We start from the raw sequence: 14,326 nt of genomic DNA on the forward strand, positions 1-14,326 counted from the left end.
CAGGGCTCCTTGTCGCGTGATGAAACGTCACTCGGCCGCAGCCCGGTGTTCGAGCAGCCGCAATATCTCTTCGGGGTCGGTGCGCTCGCGGTAATCGGTGCGCGTATCGGCGAAGAGGATCGTCCCATCCCTGCCGATGACATAGGTCGCCGACAGCGGCAGCGACCAGTCGTCCGGTGTGCCGTTCTTGCCGGGGATGTCGAGCTTGAAGCCGTCGTAGACGGTGCGGACCTCGGCGGTGAAGGCGTAATGGACGCCGAAGGCCTTGGCGACCGTGTGGCCGATGTCGCTGAGCACGGGAAAGCTCAGTTCGTTCTTCGTCGCGGTATCAGCCACGTCATCCGGCTTCTCCGGGCTGATGGCGACCAGGCTGGCGCCGGCCGCGGCGAGGCGCGGCAACACCGCCTGGTAGGCCTTCAACTCCATGTTGCAGAACGGGCACCAGCCGCCGCGATAGAAGGTGACGACGACGGCTCCCTTGGTGAGCAGGCTTGCCACGTCGAATTCGGCGCCATGCTGGTCGCTCAGCTGGATGGCGGGGGCGCGGTCACCGACCTGCTTTGCGGTCTTTGCGATGCCGCTGGCGGCGAGGTGCGCGACATGCCCGTCCATCACCGCCTGGCGGTCGGTAGGAACGCGGGCGCGCCAGCCAGCCCCATAGGATTCAAGCTGCTCGGAGAGTGTCTCGGTCATAGGGTAGGTCCTTCTTGGTTAGACAGAGCGGAGGTGGCGGCGCTGGGCGGCGCTCACGTCGGCGCATCCGCGATCTTGTCCTGCGTGCTGGTCTCGAAATCCCTGGCGTCATGGCGTTCGAGCAACTGCTCATGCGGTTCGCCGCGCACCCGGTTCACCATGCGTCCGCGCTGCACCGCCGGCCGCGCGAGAATGGTTTCTGCCCAACGTTGGACATGCGTGTAGTCCTGCACGCTCAGGAACTCCGCCGCGCCATAGGACCAGCCCTTCACCAGGCCGCCATACCAAGGGAAAACCGCGATATCGGCGATCGTGTAGTCGTCTCCGGCGAGGTACGGGCTTTCGGCCAGCCGCCGGTCGAGCACATCAAGCTGCCGCTTCACCTCCATCGCGAAGCGGTCGATCGCATACTCGATCTTGATCGGCGCGTAGGCGTAGAAATGGCCGAAGCCGCCCCCCAGATAAGGCGCGCTACCCATCTGCCAGAATAGCCAGTTCAGCGCCTCGGTGCGGGTAGCGATGTCCGTCGGCAGGAACCCGCCGAACTTCTCCGCTAGATAGAGCAGAATCGAGCCTGATTCGAACACCCGGATCGCCTTCGGTCCGCTTTGGTCCAGCAGAGCGGGGATCTTGGAGTTCGGATTGACCGCCACGAACCCCGAGCCGAACTGGTCGCCATCGGCGATCTTGATCAGCCAGGCGTCATACTCGGCACCGGTGTGGCCAAGCGCCAGCAACTCCTCCAGCAGGATCGTGACCTTCACCCCGTTCGGCGTGCCCAGCGAGTAAAGCTGAAGCGGGTGTCGCCCGACCGGCAGTTCCTTGTCATGCGTCGGGCCTGCAATCGGCCGGTTGATGCTCGCGAAGGCGCCACCATTGGGCTTGGCCCAGGTCCAGACCTTCGGTGGCGTATATGCTGGGGTATCTGCCATGTTCGCCTCCAAACGCGCTCGGGGTGGATCTACGCAGCTGGTGGATAGTTGGACGGGAACAGGTGCCGACGGGCTTCCTCGTCCTGCACCTTCTTGAACTCATGGTCCTGCCCGACCGCCCTCGCGCGCGCCACGGCGGGGCGGCTGTCGATAGCGGCGAACCAGCGCTTGATGTTCGGATAGGCCGCGAGCGGATCGCCATCGCCTTTCAGCACGCGCGACGCCCGGTCGATCCAGCCCCAGGCGGAGATGTCGGCGATGGTGAAGCTGTCGCCGACGATGACGTCGCGCCCGGCCAGATGATCTTCCAGCACTTGGTAGTGGCGTTCCGCCTCGCGCCGGTAGCGGTTGCGCGCATAGTCCAACCCCTCGGGCGCGGCGAACTGGAAATGCACCGCCTGGCCGGAAAAGGGACCAAGGCCGGTGCCGAGGAAAGCGAGCCAGGAGAGCAGCTCCGGCCTATCCTCCGACGTGCCGAGCAGATTGCCGGTCTTCTCCGCGAGGTACAGCAGGATCGCCGTGGAGTCGAAGACGCGCGCTTCCCTGCCGCCCGGCCCCTCCGTATCGACGATGGCCGGCAGCTTGCCGTTGGGATTGACGGCGCGGAAGGCGGCCAGATGCTGCTCGCCCTTGCTGGTATCGACCGGAACGACCTCATAGGGCAGCCCGGTTTCCTCAAGGAACAGCGAGACCTTGGCGGGGTTGGGGGTTGGGTGGAAATAGAAGCGGATCATGGCGGCGTCTCCTGTGTCAGTTTGCGCAGGCTGGTGGATCGAGCAGCGTCAGCGCCTGGCGCGCGGCGCCACGCAGCAGGGCAGGCTCCGGCCTGGCGCGTGACAGCACGCGCAGGCCCATCACCGTGGTCAGCAGGAGCCGCGCGAGGTCGCGCGCCGAGGGCGCTGCGGTGATGCTGCCATCGCGCTGCCCGGCGATGACGCAGCGATGGAAGAAGGCTTCCAGCTCCGCCAACCTTGCCGCGATGACGGCGCCGATCTCCGCATCATGCGGGGCGACTTCCAGCGCCGAATTGACGAGCAGGCAGCCGCGCGGATCGGCGAGCGAACGCGCCACGATCTCGTTCAGGAAGGTCTCGATGGCCACACGCGGTGGTTGCCTCGCTTCCAGGCGCTCGATCCGTTCGCGCATGTTCCGGTCGAGGTAGCGGTCGAGACACAACGCGAAAAGCGCGTGCTTGCTGCCGAAGGCGTTGTAGAGGCTCGCCGGCACAAGCCCCATTGCCTCACCGAGGTCGCGCACCGAGGTCGCGGCGTAGCCCTGCCGCCAAAAGCGGTCGGTTGCGGCGTCGAGGACCGCGTTGTCGTCGAACTCACGGGCGCGTGCCATCAGGAAGCGATATTCCTAATTCTAGAGCGATCGTTTTAGAACATCTGCGATTGCCGGCAAGATCCAAATTTCTGCTCGGCCCGCGTAACCTTCGATCGAAGTTCAGCGAAGCCGACGCGAGCGGGTGCGCCCGTGTCACTGAGGAGACAGACCGCCATGCCGAACCTGCCCCGCCGCCCCCTGCTGGCGGCTCTCGCCTTCAGCTGGGTCGCTGCCGCTGCTTCGACCGCCCGCGCCGCCGAGCGCGCGCCCTGGTCCGACGCCGCCTTCGCCGCGGCGCAGGCCGCCGGTCGGCCGTTGATTGTCGAAGTCACGGCACCCTGGTGCCCGACCTGCCGCGCCCAGGCGCCGCATGTGGCCGCCACCCTGGCGGAGCCGGCGCTGGCAGCAGCGCTGCTGCTCACGGTCGATTTCGACACACAGAAGGACGCGCTTCGCCGCCTCGGCGTGCGGCAGCAATCCACGATCATCGCCTTCAACGGCACGCAGGAACGCGGCCGCATCATCGGCGTAACCGACGCGACGCAGATCCGCGACCTGATCCGCCGCGCCGTCTGAGGCCGCGGCCATGGGATCGTTGTTGCTGGCGGGGCTAGCGGGGATCCTCGCCAGCCTGTCGCCCTGTGTGCTGCCCTTGCTGCCGATCGTGCTCGGTGCCGCGACCGCCGAGCATCGCTTGGCACCGTTGGCTTTGGCGGGTGGCCTGGTGATCGGCTTCGCCGGGCTGGGCGTCGTGCTTGGCCTGCTGGCGACCTCGATCGGCTTCGACCCAGAGGTGCTGCGGATCGGGTCCGCGGTGATGCTGCTGCTGGCGGGCCTCGCCTTGTTGGTCGCGGGCCTCGCCACACGCCTGACCATGGCGGGCGAAGCGATCATGGCACCGATCTCCGCCCTGGCGCAGCGCATGCCGGCGCAGGGGCTGGGCGGTCAGTTCGGGCTCGGCGTGGTGCTGGGCGTGGCCTGGGCGCCCTGCACGGGGCCCGCGCTCGGCGCGGCCCTGGGCCTCGCCGCCCAGGCCGGGACAGCGGCGCAGGCGACTCTGGTGATGGCGGCCTTCGCGCTGGGTGCGGCCCTGCCGCTTCTGGCGCTTGGCACAGTGGCGCGCAGTGCCATGCCGGCGTTGCGTCGGCATCTGGCCAAGGCGGGGGGCTGGGGCCGGCCGGCGCTGGGCGGCGTGCTGGCACTGGTTGGGGTGGCCATGCTGAGCGGCCTGGATCGCCGGGTAGAGGCGGTGCTGACGGCGGCGCTGCCGGATGGGTGGGTAGAGTTGATCACTCGATTCTGAGAGGCGTCGAGAAGCAGCAGTGCAATATGAACAGGGATGAGTCTTCGACCATGAACCTTACCAGCACCCGATGAGGCGCCGCACCATCTTCCTCGGCGCGGCGCTCACGATCTTCGCATCCAGCCTTTCCGCGGATGCGCAGCAAGCCGGTCTCGTGACCACGCCAAGCGCGCATGGGACCCGCGCAACGCTCGATCGCTTCGCGGCCGCGGTGCGCGAAGCCGGCTGGGTTGTCTTCACCGAGGTGGACCACGCCGCGGCAGCCCGCGATGTCGGCATGACGTTGCGTGCGCGCACGGTGGTGCTGTTCGGCAATCCGCGCGCCGGCACGCCGGGCATGGCCGCCCACCCGACGCTCGCCATCGATCTGCCGATGCGTGTCCTGGTGTGGGAGGACGATCAAGGCCGGACCTTCATCACCCGCAGCACCGGGGCGGATATCGCGGAGCGGGTCTTTGCCCGTCACGGCGTCACCGTCCCGCCCGAGGGCCAGCGCAGCACCGAGGCCTTCATCGAGACCCTGGTTCGCAAGGCCGCCGAATAGCGTGGCGGGCGCGCTCTCGGCCGAGCCGTGGCGCGTCCAAGTGACGGGCCTCCTGCTCGGGGTGGCCGGCACTGTTCTGGCCGTTGCGGGCGTCTCCGGCATCGGCGATGCGGCGCTTCTGCCGGTCCTGGCCGTGGCGATGCTGCTTGGCGCCATGTTCGTCTGGCTCGATTACGGCTTCGCTGGCGGTTTCCGCGCGCTGCTCTCGGAGGGTAATGGCCGCACGCTCGGCGCAGCCTTCGTCGTGCCCGCGGTGGCGGCGTTGGTCGTGCTGCCCGTCGGCATGCTCGTGGAGGGCTATGGGCGGTTCGTCGCGCCGATCGGGCCACCTTTGCTGGTAGGCGCCGCGATCTTTGGCGTCGGCATGCAGATCACCAATGGCTGCGGGTCCGGCACCCTGGTCGCAGCCGGCCAGGGGTCGCGCAGGATGTGGGTCGCACTGCCGTTTTTCTGCTTCGGCGGGGTGCTGGGCAGCCTGATGCTCCCCGCGGCGCTACGGCTGCCCAGCCTTGGCGAGATCGATCTGCCGGCCCTGCTCGGCCCCTGGGGAGGGCTTGTGGTGACCGAGGCGCTGCTCTGCCTCGGCGCGCTTGTGGTTCTGCGTGGGGCGCGCCCATCGCGCGAGCGATTGCTCGCAGGCGCGGCGATTGGGGCAGGCGCCGCGGCGCTGTTCCTCGTCTCGGGCACGCCCTGGGGCATCACGATGGGCCTGACGCTTTGGGGCGCACAAGCCGTCCAGGCCCTGGGATGGGACCTTTCTGGCTTCGAGTTCTGGTCGTCCGGCTGGACGCGGGAAGCGCTCGATGGCCCGATGCTGGCGATGCACGGTTCGCTGTCCGATGTAGGGCTGCTGCTCGGTGCGCTTCTCGCTGCGGCGGGGCAAGGCCGGTTGCGGCACGGCGCGCCGATCGGCTGGCGTGGTGCCACCGGGGCGGCGCTGGGTGGGTTGCTGATGGGCGTCGGCGCTCGGCTGTCCTTCGGCTGCAATGTCGGCGCCTTCCTCGGCGGCGCATCATCGGGCAGCCTGCATGGCTTCGTGTGGCTCGCCGCTGCGATGCCGGGCTGCTGGATCGGGATCAGGATGCGGCCGATGTTCGGCTTCACGGCACGCTGACGTCTCATTGCAACGCCGTCACATCGGACCGCCGATAATGGCCACCAGGTTGTTCCGTTTCTCGACTGGCTGCACAAGTCAGCATGTTGGAAATCCTTTTCACTTACGGCGGCTGGACCCTGCTTGCCTTCGTCCTGGCTGGCGCGGCCATCGGCGTGGTCGGCGGATTGCTCGGAATTGGCGGTGGCGTCATCGCCGTGCCGGTGCTGCTTGAGGTCTTCGCAGCAGGAGGCATGTCAGACACCGATCGCGCCGCGCTGGCCATCGGCACCGCGCAAGCGGCGATCCTGCTGTCCTCACTGGCGGCGGCGGCAGCCCACGCTGCCGCCGGGACCATCGATCAGCCGATCCTGAGGGCCTGGATGCCCGCACTCCTGGCGGGCGCACTGCTCGGGTTGGGGCTGGCACCCCTGATCCCGGCCCCGCTGTCGGTCGGCGCCTTCGCTGCCGTCGCCACTCTGCTCGGCATCCAGATGATGGCGGGTGCTCGCGGCGTGCTGGCTTCCGGCCTGCCGGCCCCGCCGCTGGGATGGCTGCCGCCGGCAGCCATCGGCGGGTTGTCCGCCGCCCTTGGGATAGGTGCGGGCACGTTGAGCGGCCCGGCTCTCGGGCTCTTCAACACGCCGATCAATCGCGCCGTCGGTGCCGGCGCCGTCTTCAATATCGCGGTCGCGCTGCCAGCGACGCTCGGCTTTGCCGCCCTGGGCTACGGGAGGCCCGGCCTGCCTCCCGACTCCCTCGGCTACGTCAGCCTGAGCGCGGCGATCCTGCTGGCCCTCCCAGCCACCGTTGTGGCGCCGTTTGCCGCACGCCTCTCATCGCGGCTTCCGGTGCCGCTCCTGCGCCGCGTCTTTGCCGCTTGCCTTTTCGCCATCGCCCTGCGTGTTCTTTGGCGCGCGGCGGCCGGGCAATGAACGCTGACCTGCCTCGGTCGCCCGGATTATACCAACCTCAATTGTCTACATCGGATGGCGGTCGTGTGGGGCCTAAGAGGTGCATGTGAAATTCCCGCCGAAGGCACGTCGCTTCGCCGAAGTCCTCAGGTCTGCGATGGACGACGATGTCCGCTGGTCTGCTCTCCAAGGCTCCAGCCTTGAGACCGTTCGCATCCGGTCGCACCTCCTCCGCCAGTTCCCATACGAGCCGTGCTCTCCGCCAAGCCGACCGCCGCGCTGAGTGGCAGGTTTCCTGGGGTTTTCAGGCCAGACCTGTTGACTGGCCTGGCGCGGAGACGGCCGAAAATCGCTCTCCGGAGGCCAATTCTCTCCGGACCTCCTGACTTGGCCAATTTAGTACGGAACTCAAAAACCTAGGTAAAAGGCCGGTTTTAGCGCGGTCGGCACTTGCTCCGGTTCGAACCCCACTTGCCCGAAATCCGTACTTCGAGAGCGAACACTTTGGTACGGTGCGAGAGTCGAATCTGGCCTAATCGGCTATATCTGACCCTGGCAGAAGCTCGTCGATGATGCGTTTCAGGGCGGTGTCGCAGCCTGCTGCCAGCTGCGTGAAATGCGCACGGAAACTGCCAAACTCGGTTCTCGCTTCTGCGGCAAGCGCTTTCCGATCGCTGAGCGCGCCGTGGCCCTTCAGGGGGGTGCGAAGCGCATGGAGCCGCTTTAACGGCTCGACCACGCCCTTCGCGTCAGCGGGCGGCATTCCGCCGGCAACGAACATTTCTTCGAGCAAGCGGAGAGATCCCCACGGCTGCTCGAATGTTCCACCTTTAGCGGTGACAAGCTCGCGCAGGGGCCTGGGCTGAAATCCCTCGACCAGCATTTGGTCAAGCTTGTGAATCTCGTCAGCCCATTCTGCCGCGGAATCAGTCGCAGGCAGATGTACGACGCTAGTCAGGCCGTCTCTGCGAGGATTCCACCATGCCGGTGCCAAGTCATCTAAAGCCCGTACACGGCGCTTGAGATTTTCCAGAGGATCGTAGTCGGTGGACCATGTCCCCTCAAAATCGGTTTGGATGGCTCGGGCCGAGATAGGTCCCTTTGGCGGCTCATTAAATGATTTCCAATAAAGTTGCTCCTCGTAGGGTAGCCGCGAGAGGTAAATGATGTAGGAATGTACCTGTCCTTCGGCATTAATGTCGTAGGTCTCTAGGTGCCAAGCACCGCGGCAACTGATTGATCTATTTTCGATTTTGTATTTTTCTGGATCAGCCTTGTACTTATGTAATACCTCTGGTCTAAAAAATGCTGGGGAGACCTCATACGGCAACCCTTCGGTTTTCGTGAAGTAGTTGGTCAAATTTCCTGGCGCGCCGGATGTCTCGAAAATGCGCTTGTTTCGCCAGTCATGAATAACGAACGATGCGTATTTCTTTCCTACGCCCTCTCTCTCATTCATATGCTTCAGCAAAACGTCTTCGTAAGTAAGAGGTGGAACGATAACCTGGACGCCATTGCAGAAACTAGCCGCAGGTCCCTTGCCACAGTGATATGACAGGCCGGTACCTTCCTTTTTTGATCGGTTATCGTTTGACCAAGATGAGAAGTTTTTACCTGTTCGCGTGAAGTCAAATTTACGGATAAGCGTTGTTTTGGAAAGAATCATGTATTCATAGAATTCTTCTGCTCGAATTGTGATGGCGGTTCCATCTCTATCTCCCCACCCGTTAGGAATCTTAACTATATTTATGACGTCTTCTAAGTCGCCTTGGTCATTCAATTTGCAATAAGCGTGGCGTTCCGCGATGAAGTGTAGGCGAAGACTGTGCACAAGCTTCTGACTGATCTCGATCGGGGGCACGTAGTCGTTCATGCCTTCGAAGCCACGCTTAAAGATCAGCTTCTCACCGCCGACCAGAGATTTGCAGCCAGGGCTGTCCAGTGGGGGCGTAAGGTAGACACGGTCTGGCTCGCCCCCGCCTGAGACGTGTTCAATGCCCCAACTCGCATCTGGAAAAACCATCATGCGCCGCAAATCATCGAAGTCAGGCGGTGTCGTCTTTTCCGTCGGTGCCAACACGCCATGGATCAAGATATGAGACGCCGAAGCCCAAATAACGATGTTGTCTGCGAGTGCGTCCTTTTTCATAAACTCCACAGCGTCAGCGGCACCCAATAACCATGCCGCTGAATCCTCGGAGGGCATCTTATTAAGTACTTCGATTTGTTTAACTAAATTTGTCCGGTTCATGTATTCGTTCTCCCTTATCGTCCGATCCGTGACCGGGGGTGCCTCTCAAGTGAGATGGATGGATCGGTGGAGGTTTTCCGGCTCCTCCCGCTAGCGTTTCGGCCGCGGTAGGTGAATCGACTGGGTTGATACAGATGGCCGGCTCCGTGCCATCAGCTTGCGGCCACACCGTGCTTATCGAGCGCCGCAGCTAGCTTTGCCGCTACATCTGGGGTCGCGACCTCACCGTCAGCGAACTCCACTGCCAGCCGGAACCGCAGCGTCAGATTGCCTGCCGCTGCCAGAACGTCGCCCATGCCCTCGACCAGTTCATTCAGCTGGCTGCTATCCAGCACGGCTTCACGGAATGCTGCCTTTGGCTTGGGCCCAGGCGCCTGGTCTTCCGCGAACTCCTTGGCCCTGGTCTCGCCCTTGGCTTTCGGCGCTTCCGGCAAGGCGATCTCGACAGCTGCGGCTTCGTGCGGTTGGCAGGGCCATGCGACGCCGCCAGGAACCACGCGAATGAAGCCGTAGTTCACCGCACCTGTGATCGCGGCTTCCACCAGCTTCCACGGCAGTGAGACGACCCCTCGCTGTCCGGCAACAGCCTGCTCGATCGAATGCACTGACGCCTTGCCATCGGTCCAGGCATCCGGGAGCGCCTCGGGCGTCAGCGATGAGACGTTGATCGGCTCGGGCGGTGCGCGCAGGGTTGCCGACTTGGATACGATGCCGGCAGGTGGCGTGTCGCCCCAAACGGATGCCGCGCCGCTGGTGATCCAGATGTTGCCGGCCTTCACAGAGGCACTCACTGCCTCCAGCACCTTCGCTTCCGGACAACGAGGGATCGGCTTCTCTTCGGTCCACCCCTCCTCCGGATGGTCGATCGTCAGAGTGTGGCCGTCGAAGTAGGCGACGAGATCGGCGACCTTCAGGCCACTCTTCCAATCGAGGCCTTCGAGCTTTCCCGGGGTCAGCAAAGCGGGGTCGAGCGTATCCAGCATCGCGGCGCTGTTCTGTACGGCCTCGAGCCCATCATAGACGACCGTGCGGCAGGCGCTCATGCGACGCTGTGTCTCGGGGACAGTGAGCAGCGCGGCAGGCGCAGACACTTCGAGAGTGGTGGAGATTTCCTTCTTGACCATAATAGCGACCTCCATAAGCCCGAAGGAGCCGGCTGTGCCGGCCCCTTCGTGAGTTACGGATCGGGCGCCATCGCCTATGGCACCCTGCTTCCACGGAGCGGCCGCATGCGGCTGCCGGGTGGCCTCGCATTACTTCCACCCCGTTCGCACGTAGTCTGCACGGCCGGGTAGCGCGGGTGCGCCGAAGCAATCCGAGGGAAAGATGCACGCGGGCGTGCGCCGCCGCAAGCGGGAAAACACGGACCCCTCGCCGCCGACCTCCCCGCAACCCATTGAAATCGCTGCAACATGTCAAGGTGTCAAGACGCACGTGCCCGGGGCCGGGGGCGCCGCGTGGCGCGCAGCATCCGGCGCGAAGCTAGGACAGAGGCCGGTTACGGCGTGAGGCGCTTGGCATTGGAAGCGGGGGCAAAGCCTCTCCACCCGCGCCCATCGCACGCCAAGCCATGCGAATTACGCATAATCCTATGCGCTAAGCGCTACGCTCAAAGGCACCACGACGCCGCCCGCCCGGCCTGCGGTGAAGCTCGCCCAGGCTTCCATCATCGCCCGGCGTTCTTCGAGCAGATCACCGCGCGCATAGGCCGCGCGGACCGCGTTGGGGTCGGTGTGGGCCAGCGCGCTTTCCGAAAGGTGGTCCTGCCAGCCCTGGGCCAGCGACCATGCCTTGAAGGTAGAGCGGAAGCCGTGCGGCACCACGGCCCGGCCTTCCTGATCCCGCCAGCGCGGCAATGCGTCGGGCGGCAGCCCATCCAGGCTCATGCCGCGCAGCAGCATAGAGAGGGCCATGTCTGACACGGGGCGCCGCAGGCCCTTTTCCCCGCGCGAAGGGAAGATCAGGGCGTCGCGTTGCAGGGCGTCGGCGCCATGCTCGACCTGGGCGGCCAAACGGCGGGCGCGAAGCATCTCCAGCACGGGCTCGGCGAGCGGCACCCGATGCGCCTTTTTCGCCTTCATGCGCGCCGCTGGGACCGTCCAGACGCCGGCCTCCGGGTCAATCTCGCCCCAGGTAGCCCCGCGCGCCTCGCCGGACCGGGAGGCGGTCAGGATCAGGAACCGGAGTAACGCCGCGCTCATGCCGGCCTTGCCGTCCAGCACCGCGAGGAAGGCGGGCACCCGCTGCCAAGGAAGCGAAGGGTGATGAGCCACAGCCTGCACCCTGCGCGGTGGCGGGAGTAGCTGCGCCAGGTGTCCCTTCCATCGGGCGGGGTTCTCGCCCTGGCGATGCCCCAGGGCCTTCGCTGCATCCAGCACGGCCTCAATGCGCTGGCGCAGGCGGGAGCCTGTCTCGGGCGTGGTGGTCCAGACCGGGCGCAGCGCGGCCAGGACGTGCTCCGTCGTGATGCTGTCCACCGGAAGGGCACCGATGGCCGGGAAGGCGTGGCGGCGCAGCGTGCTCGTCCATTGGGCGCCGTGTTTGGCGTTGGTCCAGCCGGCTTCGCGCGTGGCGATGAAGTCCTCGGCCGCGCGGCGGAAGGTGGGGGTGGTGCTGGGCGCCTCGGCCTTGGCCTGGGCGCTGGCGTCGGCCCGGCGCTGGCGTTTGGCTTGCAGGGGGTCTCTCCCGGCCCGCTTGGCCTGGCTGTGCTGATCCACGAGGCGGCGAGCTTCGGCCAGCGACACGCCGCCGGTCGAGCCGGGCAGCGCCACGGAGCCGAGCCCCATGTCGGCGCGCTTCCCCTCTGGGGTGGTGTAGCGCAGCACCCAGGACGCGCGGCCCTTGTCGGATACCTTGAGGGTGAGGCCGGGGCAGCCGCCATCCGCAGCCTTCGTGGGGGTGCCTTCGCGTACGAGTTGGGCAACGCGGGCGGCGGTCAGGGCGGGGACAAGACGAGGCATCGGCGGCTCCTGCTGCGCGCAGTCTTTGGGGACTGGCGTCGGGTGCTCCGCTCGGTTTTCGGGGACTGGCGACGGGGATGGGGACCGGCGCTCTGCGGCCTTGGGCTTGGGGCGGGCCGCGAAAAGCGGAATGCCAGTCCCCGAAAACCGCCCCAGGCGACCGCTTCGTCCCTTCTGTCCCCTACCAGTCCCCATAGATCGGCGGATAAGGAAGGACATTAGCGGACTATGGCGGACAGTTTCAAGAGGGAGATTGGCGGCTAAGCGGGCTTTTCTGGGTCTGTCGTTGGGGACTGGCGGGGGTGTCTGGCGGATGAGGTGGGATTCGAACCCACGATAGGCTTTTGACCTATACGCACTTTCCAGGCGCGCGCCATCGACCACTCGGCCACCCATCCAGCGCGCTTCTCCTTAAGGCTCCCTGCCCGAGCGGGCAAGCGGGGTTGGCCTGTCAAAAATCGCTGACACGGCCCTTGCGCTCCCAGTCATTGTAGCGCGTGGGCTCGGGGCCAGCGGGGCCGCCATGCTCGCCCTCTGCGGCGGCGGGCGGATGAAGGGGCCGGTTGAGCTTCGTCAGAGGCGGCGCGGTGCGGGGCTTGCCAGCAGGCAGGGGGGGCTTTTCTTCTTCGCTCATCATCCCGATGTGGGGAGCGCAGGGGATTCGCGAAAGATGTTCAAGACCTTCATTTTGCTCGCGAGCCTCACAGCACTCTTTGCTGTGATCGGCTACGCGCTGGGCGGGCCGACGGGCGCCACGGTGGCGCTGGTCATGGCCGCGGGCATGAATCTGTTCGCCTGGTGGGGCAGCGACGGCATGGTGCTGCGCATGCACAACGCCCAACCCGTCACCGCGGCCGAGGCACCGCAGCTCTACCGCATGACGCAGGATCTGGCCGAGCGCGCGGGCATTCCCATGCCGGCACTCTACATCATCCACGAAGACCAGCCCAATGCCTTCGCCACCGGCCGCAGCCCGGAGCGCGGGGCCGTTGCCGTCAACACCGGCCTGCTGGATCTCATGACGCAGGAGGAAGTGGCAGGCGTCGTCGCCCATGAGCTGGCGCATATCAAGAACCGCGACACGCTGATCATGGCCATCACCGCCACCCTGGCCGGGGCGATCGGGTTTCTGGCGCAATTCGGCATGATGCTGGGACGCGGCCGGGAAAACCGGCCGAACCCGATCGCGATGATCCTGATGATGATCCTGGCCCCCCTCGCCGCCATGCTGGTGCAGATGGCCATCAGCCGGGCACGCGAATTCGAGGCCGATGCCGAGGGCGCTCGAATCTGCGGCGATGCGAGCTGGCTGGCCAATGGCCTGGCCAAGCTCGAACGCGGCAAGATCGGCCACGTGAACCAAACGGCCGAGGCCAATCCGGCAAGCGCGCACATGTTCATCATCAACCCGCTCTCCGGGCTCAGGATGGATCGCCTCTTTGCGACGCATCCGCCGACGGAGGAGCGCATCGCCCGGCTCATGGCCATGGGTGGACCGCGGCGGCCTGCCCCGGCCAACCCGGCCAGCCCCTGGTCAACGCCGGCGCAGCGCAACCCTTGGGGGTAGGCGCGTCACCCAATCCAACGGACCACCATAGTGACAAATCAATCGGCTGGATCTTGTGCGGTGACGCCTTGCGGGCGGCGCCGGCTCTAAATCAGCCGCGCCTCGAAGGGGGGCAGGTAGTCCGGCGCCTCGAATTCCAGCACCCACAGATCCGGGTCCCGCTTCACCTGGCGCTCGATGTAGGCATCCGCCAGATCGGGCGTCACGGGCGCCTCGCCAGTACCACGCACCCAGGCGGGGCGGCTTTCGGCATCGCGCGCCTGGGCCAGCACCACCTGCCCGCCGCGGCCATTGAGCACGCAGAGCAAGCCGCCCGAATCCGCATCGCCGCGCCGCAGCACCGCCGCCGGGCGCCCTGCCATGTCCGACATCCGGATCGCCATGGCCACCCAGATATGCGCCTTCACCTTTGCATCCATGCCCGATGCGTTACGCGCAGCCGGTGGCTTGCCGCAAGCCCCGGCGGTGGGCACATAGAAGCCTGACACGTGTTTCGGAGCGGATCATGGACGCGAAAAAGCTGACCGAGGGCCAGCGGGCCTATGAGGCGAAGCGGGCCGCCAAGGCAGGCATGAGCCTGGACGCCTGGCTGCGCGACAAGGAAAAGCGCGCCAAGGCCGAAGCGGCCGAGGCGGCAAAGGTGACCCTGGCCGAAGCACCCAAGAAACCGGGCTTCTTCTCGCGCCTGCTGGAACGCGCCCAGAAGCCGCTCTGACCCGAGGGGCCTGGATGCCGGGGTGGCT

The 14,326-nt window shown here is 65.9% G+C and carries 16 protein-coding genes and 1 tRNA gene; 7 read left to right on the forward strand and 10 right to left on the reverse strand.

Annotation, left to right across the window (positions count from 1 at the left end; all coding sequences use genetic code 11):
* Positions 1–27: 27 nt before the first annotated feature.
* From LHU95_RS16555 to LHU95_RS16570, 4 genes are read right to left on the reverse strand one after another with little or no spacing between them, the layout of a single operon-like run.
* A complete protein-coding gene (locus tag LHU95_RS16555) occupies positions 28–693 on the reverse strand; it encodes a peroxiredoxin-like family protein (protein WP_248708066.1) in 666 nt (221 codons plus the stop codon).
* Between the two features lie 53 nt (positions 694–746).
* Positions 747–1,625: a glutathione-dependent disulfide-bond oxidoreductase gene (gene yghU, locus LHU95_RS16560; protein WP_248708067.1), complete on the reverse strand. Its 879-nt coding sequence runs from the start codon at positions 1,623–1,625 to the stop codon at positions 747–749.
* Between the two features lie 29 nt (positions 1,626–1,654).
* Complete coding sequence (locus LHU95_RS16565; RefSeq protein WP_248708068.1) at positions 1,655–2,359, reverse strand: glutathione S-transferase C-terminal domain-containing protein; 705 nt, start codon at positions 2,357–2,359, stop codon at positions 1,655–1,657.
* Between the two features lie 16 nt (positions 2,360–2,375).
* The gene (locus LHU95_RS16570) at positions 2,376–2,969 is read right to left on the reverse strand and encodes a TetR/AcrR family transcriptional regulator (protein WP_248708069.1); all 594 of its coding nucleotides are present in this window, start codon (positions 2,967–2,969) and stop codon (positions 2,376–2,378) included.
* A 156-nt stretch (positions 2,970–3,125) separates the two neighbouring features.
* Between LHU95_RS16570 and LHU95_RS16575 the strand changes: the two genes are divergently transcribed.
* The 5 genes from LHU95_RS16575 to LHU95_RS16595 all read left to right on the forward strand — a co-directional run bounded on the left by LHU95_RS16575 (position 3,126) and on the right by LHU95_RS16595 (position 6,826).
* Positions 3,126–3,527: a thioredoxin family protein gene (locus LHU95_RS16575; protein ID WP_248708070.1), complete on the forward strand. Its 402-nt coding sequence runs from the start codon at positions 3,126–3,128 to the stop codon at positions 3,525–3,527.
* Between the two features lie 10 nt (positions 3,528–3,537).
* The gene (locus LHU95_RS16580) at positions 3,538–4,254 is read left to right on the forward strand and encodes a cytochrome c biogenesis protein CcdA (RefSeq protein WP_248708071.1); all 717 of its coding nucleotides are present in this window, start codon (positions 3,538–3,540) and stop codon (positions 4,252–4,254) included.
* A 70-nt stretch (positions 4,255–4,324) separates the two neighbouring features.
* Positions 4,325–4,798 carry a DUF302 domain-containing protein gene (locus LHU95_RS16585; protein WP_248708072.1) on the forward strand — a complete coding sequence of 158 codons (474 nt, stop codon included), beginning with the start codon at positions 4,325–4,327 and terminating at the stop codon, positions 4,796–4,798.
* A gap of 40 nt (positions 4,799–4,838) precedes the next feature.
* Complete coding sequence (locus tag LHU95_RS16590) at positions 4,839–5,912, forward strand: YeeE/YedE thiosulfate transporter family protein (protein ID WP_248708073.1); 1,074 nt, start codon at positions 4,839–4,841, stop codon at positions 5,910–5,912.
* Positions 5,913–5,995: 83 nt separating this feature from the next.
* Positions 5,996–6,826 carry a sulfite exporter TauE/SafE family protein gene (locus LHU95_RS16595; RefSeq protein ID WP_248708074.1) on the forward strand — a complete coding sequence of 277 codons (831 nt, stop codon included), beginning with the start codon at positions 5,996–5,998 and terminating at the stop codon, positions 6,824–6,826.
* 511 nt (positions 6,827–7,337) lie between these two features.
* Here the strand turns inward: LHU95_RS16595 and LHU95_RS16600 are convergent.
* From LHU95_RS16600 to LHU95_RS16620, 5 genes are all read right to left on the reverse strand, one after another.
* Positions 7,338–9,056, reverse strand: coding sequence for a hypothetical protein (locus LHU95_RS16600; RefSeq protein WP_248708075.1), 1,719 nt, complete (start codon positions 9,054–9,056; stop codon positions 7,338–7,340).
* Between the two features lie 152 nt (positions 9,057–9,208).
* Positions 9,209–10,180, reverse strand: a complete 972-nt coding sequence (locus tag LHU95_RS16605) for a hypothetical protein (RefSeq protein WP_248708076.1) — start codon at positions 10,178–10,180, stop codon at positions 9,209–9,211.
* Positions 10,181–10,645: 465 nt separating this feature from the next.
* On the reverse strand, positions 10,646–12,235 hold the full coding sequence (locus tag LHU95_RS16610) for a tyrosine-type recombinase/integrase (RefSeq protein WP_349292627.1): 1,590 nt from the start codon (positions 12,233–12,235) through the stop codon (positions 10,646–10,648).
* Positions 12,236–12,323: 88 nt separating this feature from the next.
* Positions 12,324–12,414 (reverse strand) — tRNA-Ser (locus LHU95_RS16615).
* A 53-nt stretch (positions 12,415–12,467) separates the two neighbouring features.
* Entirely contained in the window at positions 12,468–12,650 is a 183-nt protein-coding gene (locus tag LHU95_RS16620; RefSeq protein WP_248708078.1) for a DUF1674 domain-containing protein, read from the reverse strand.
* Positions 12,651–12,686: 36 nt separating this feature from the next.
* Here LHU95_RS16620 and htpX point away from each other — a divergent pair, with 36 nt between their 5' ends.
* Positions 12,687–13,583: a zinc metalloprotease HtpX gene (gene htpX / locus LHU95_RS16625; RefSeq protein WP_248708079.1), complete on the forward strand. Its 897-nt coding sequence runs from the start codon at positions 12,687–12,689 to the stop codon at positions 13,581–13,583.
* Positions 13,584–13,669: 86 nt separating this feature from the next.
* On the opposite strand, the gene LHU95_RS16630 is transcribed toward htpX, so the two are convergent.
* Positions 13,670–14,002 carry a DUF1491 family protein gene (locus tag LHU95_RS16630; RefSeq protein WP_248708080.1) on the reverse strand — a complete coding sequence of 111 codons (333 nt, stop codon included), beginning with the start codon at positions 14,000–14,002 and terminating at the stop codon, positions 13,670–13,672.
* A 5-nt stretch (positions 14,003–14,007) separates the two neighbouring features.
* Here LHU95_RS16630 and LHU95_RS16635 point away from each other — a divergent pair, with 5 nt between their 5' ends.
* Positions 14,008–14,298: a hypothetical protein gene (locus tag LHU95_RS16635; RefSeq protein WP_248708081.1), complete on the forward strand. Its 291-nt coding sequence runs from the start codon at positions 14,008–14,010 to the stop codon at positions 14,296–14,298.
* Positions 14,299–14,326: the final 28 nt, after the last annotated feature.

The sequence above is a fragment of the Sediminicoccus sp. KRV36 genome (genome assembly GCF_023243115.1).
GTDB lineage: Bacteria > Pseudomonadota > Alphaproteobacteria > Acetobacterales > Acetobacteraceae > Roseococcus.

Bases quoted from the DNA above. Each gene is read 5' to 3' on its own strand.
- LHU95_RS16620 (WP_248708078.1), bottom strand. From the start codon at position 12,650: ATGAGCGAAGAAGAAAAGCCCCCCCTGCCTGCTGGCAAGCCCCGCACC.
- LHU95_RS16605 (WP_248708076.1), bottom strand. From the start codon at position 10,180: ATGGTCAAGAAGGAAATCTCCACCACTCTCGAAGTGTCTGCGCCTGCC.
- yghU (WP_248708067.1), bottom strand. From the start codon at position 1,625: ATGGCAGATACCCCAGCATATACGCCACCGAAGGTCTGGACCTGGGCC.
- LHU95_RS16610 (WP_349292627.1), bottom strand. From the start codon at position 12,235: ATGTCCTTCCTTATCCGCCGATCTATGGGGACTGGTAGGGGACAGAAG.
- LHU95_RS16595 (WP_248708074.1), top strand. From the start codon at position 5,996: ATGTTGGAAATCCTTTTCACTTACGGCGGCTGGACCCTGCTTGCCTTC.
- LHU95_RS16630 (WP_248708080.1), bottom strand. From the start codon at position 14,002: ATGGATGCAAAGGTGAAGGCGCATATCTGGGTGGCCATGGCGATCCGG.
- LHU95_RS16555 (WP_248708066.1), bottom strand. From the start codon at position 693: ATGACCGAGACACTCTCCGAGCAGCTTGAATCCTATGGGGCTGGCTGG.
- LHU95_RS16575 (WP_248708070.1), top strand. From the start codon at position 3,126: ATGCCGAACCTGCCCCGCCGCCCCCTGCTGGCGGCTCTCGCCTTCAGC.
- LHU95_RS16580 (WP_248708071.1), top strand. From the start codon at position 3,538: ATGGGATCGTTGTTGCTGGCGGGGCTAGCGGGGATCCTCGCCAGCCTG.
- LHU95_RS16570 (WP_248708069.1), bottom strand. From the start codon at position 2,969: ATGGCACGCGCCCGTGAGTTCGACGACAACGCGGTCCTCGACGCCGCA.
- LHU95_RS16565 (WP_248708068.1), bottom strand. From the start codon at position 2,359: ATGATCCGCTTCTATTTCCACCCAACCCCCAACCCCGCCAAGGTCTCG.
- LHU95_RS16585 (WP_248708072.1), top strand. From the start codon at position 4,325: ATGAGGCGCCGCACCATCTTCCTCGGCGCGGCGCTCACGATCTTCGCA.
- LHU95_RS16635 (WP_248708081.1), top strand. From the start codon at position 14,008: ATGCGTTACGCGCAGCCGGTGGCTTGCCGCAAGCCCCGGCGGTGGGCA.
- LHU95_RS16600 (WP_248708075.1), bottom strand. From the start codon at position 9,056: ATGAACCGGACAAATTTAGTTAAACAAATCGAAGTACTTAATAAGATG.
- htpX (WP_248708079.1), top strand. From the start codon at position 12,687: ATGTTCAAGACCTTCATTTTGCTCGCGAGCCTCACAGCACTCTTTGCT.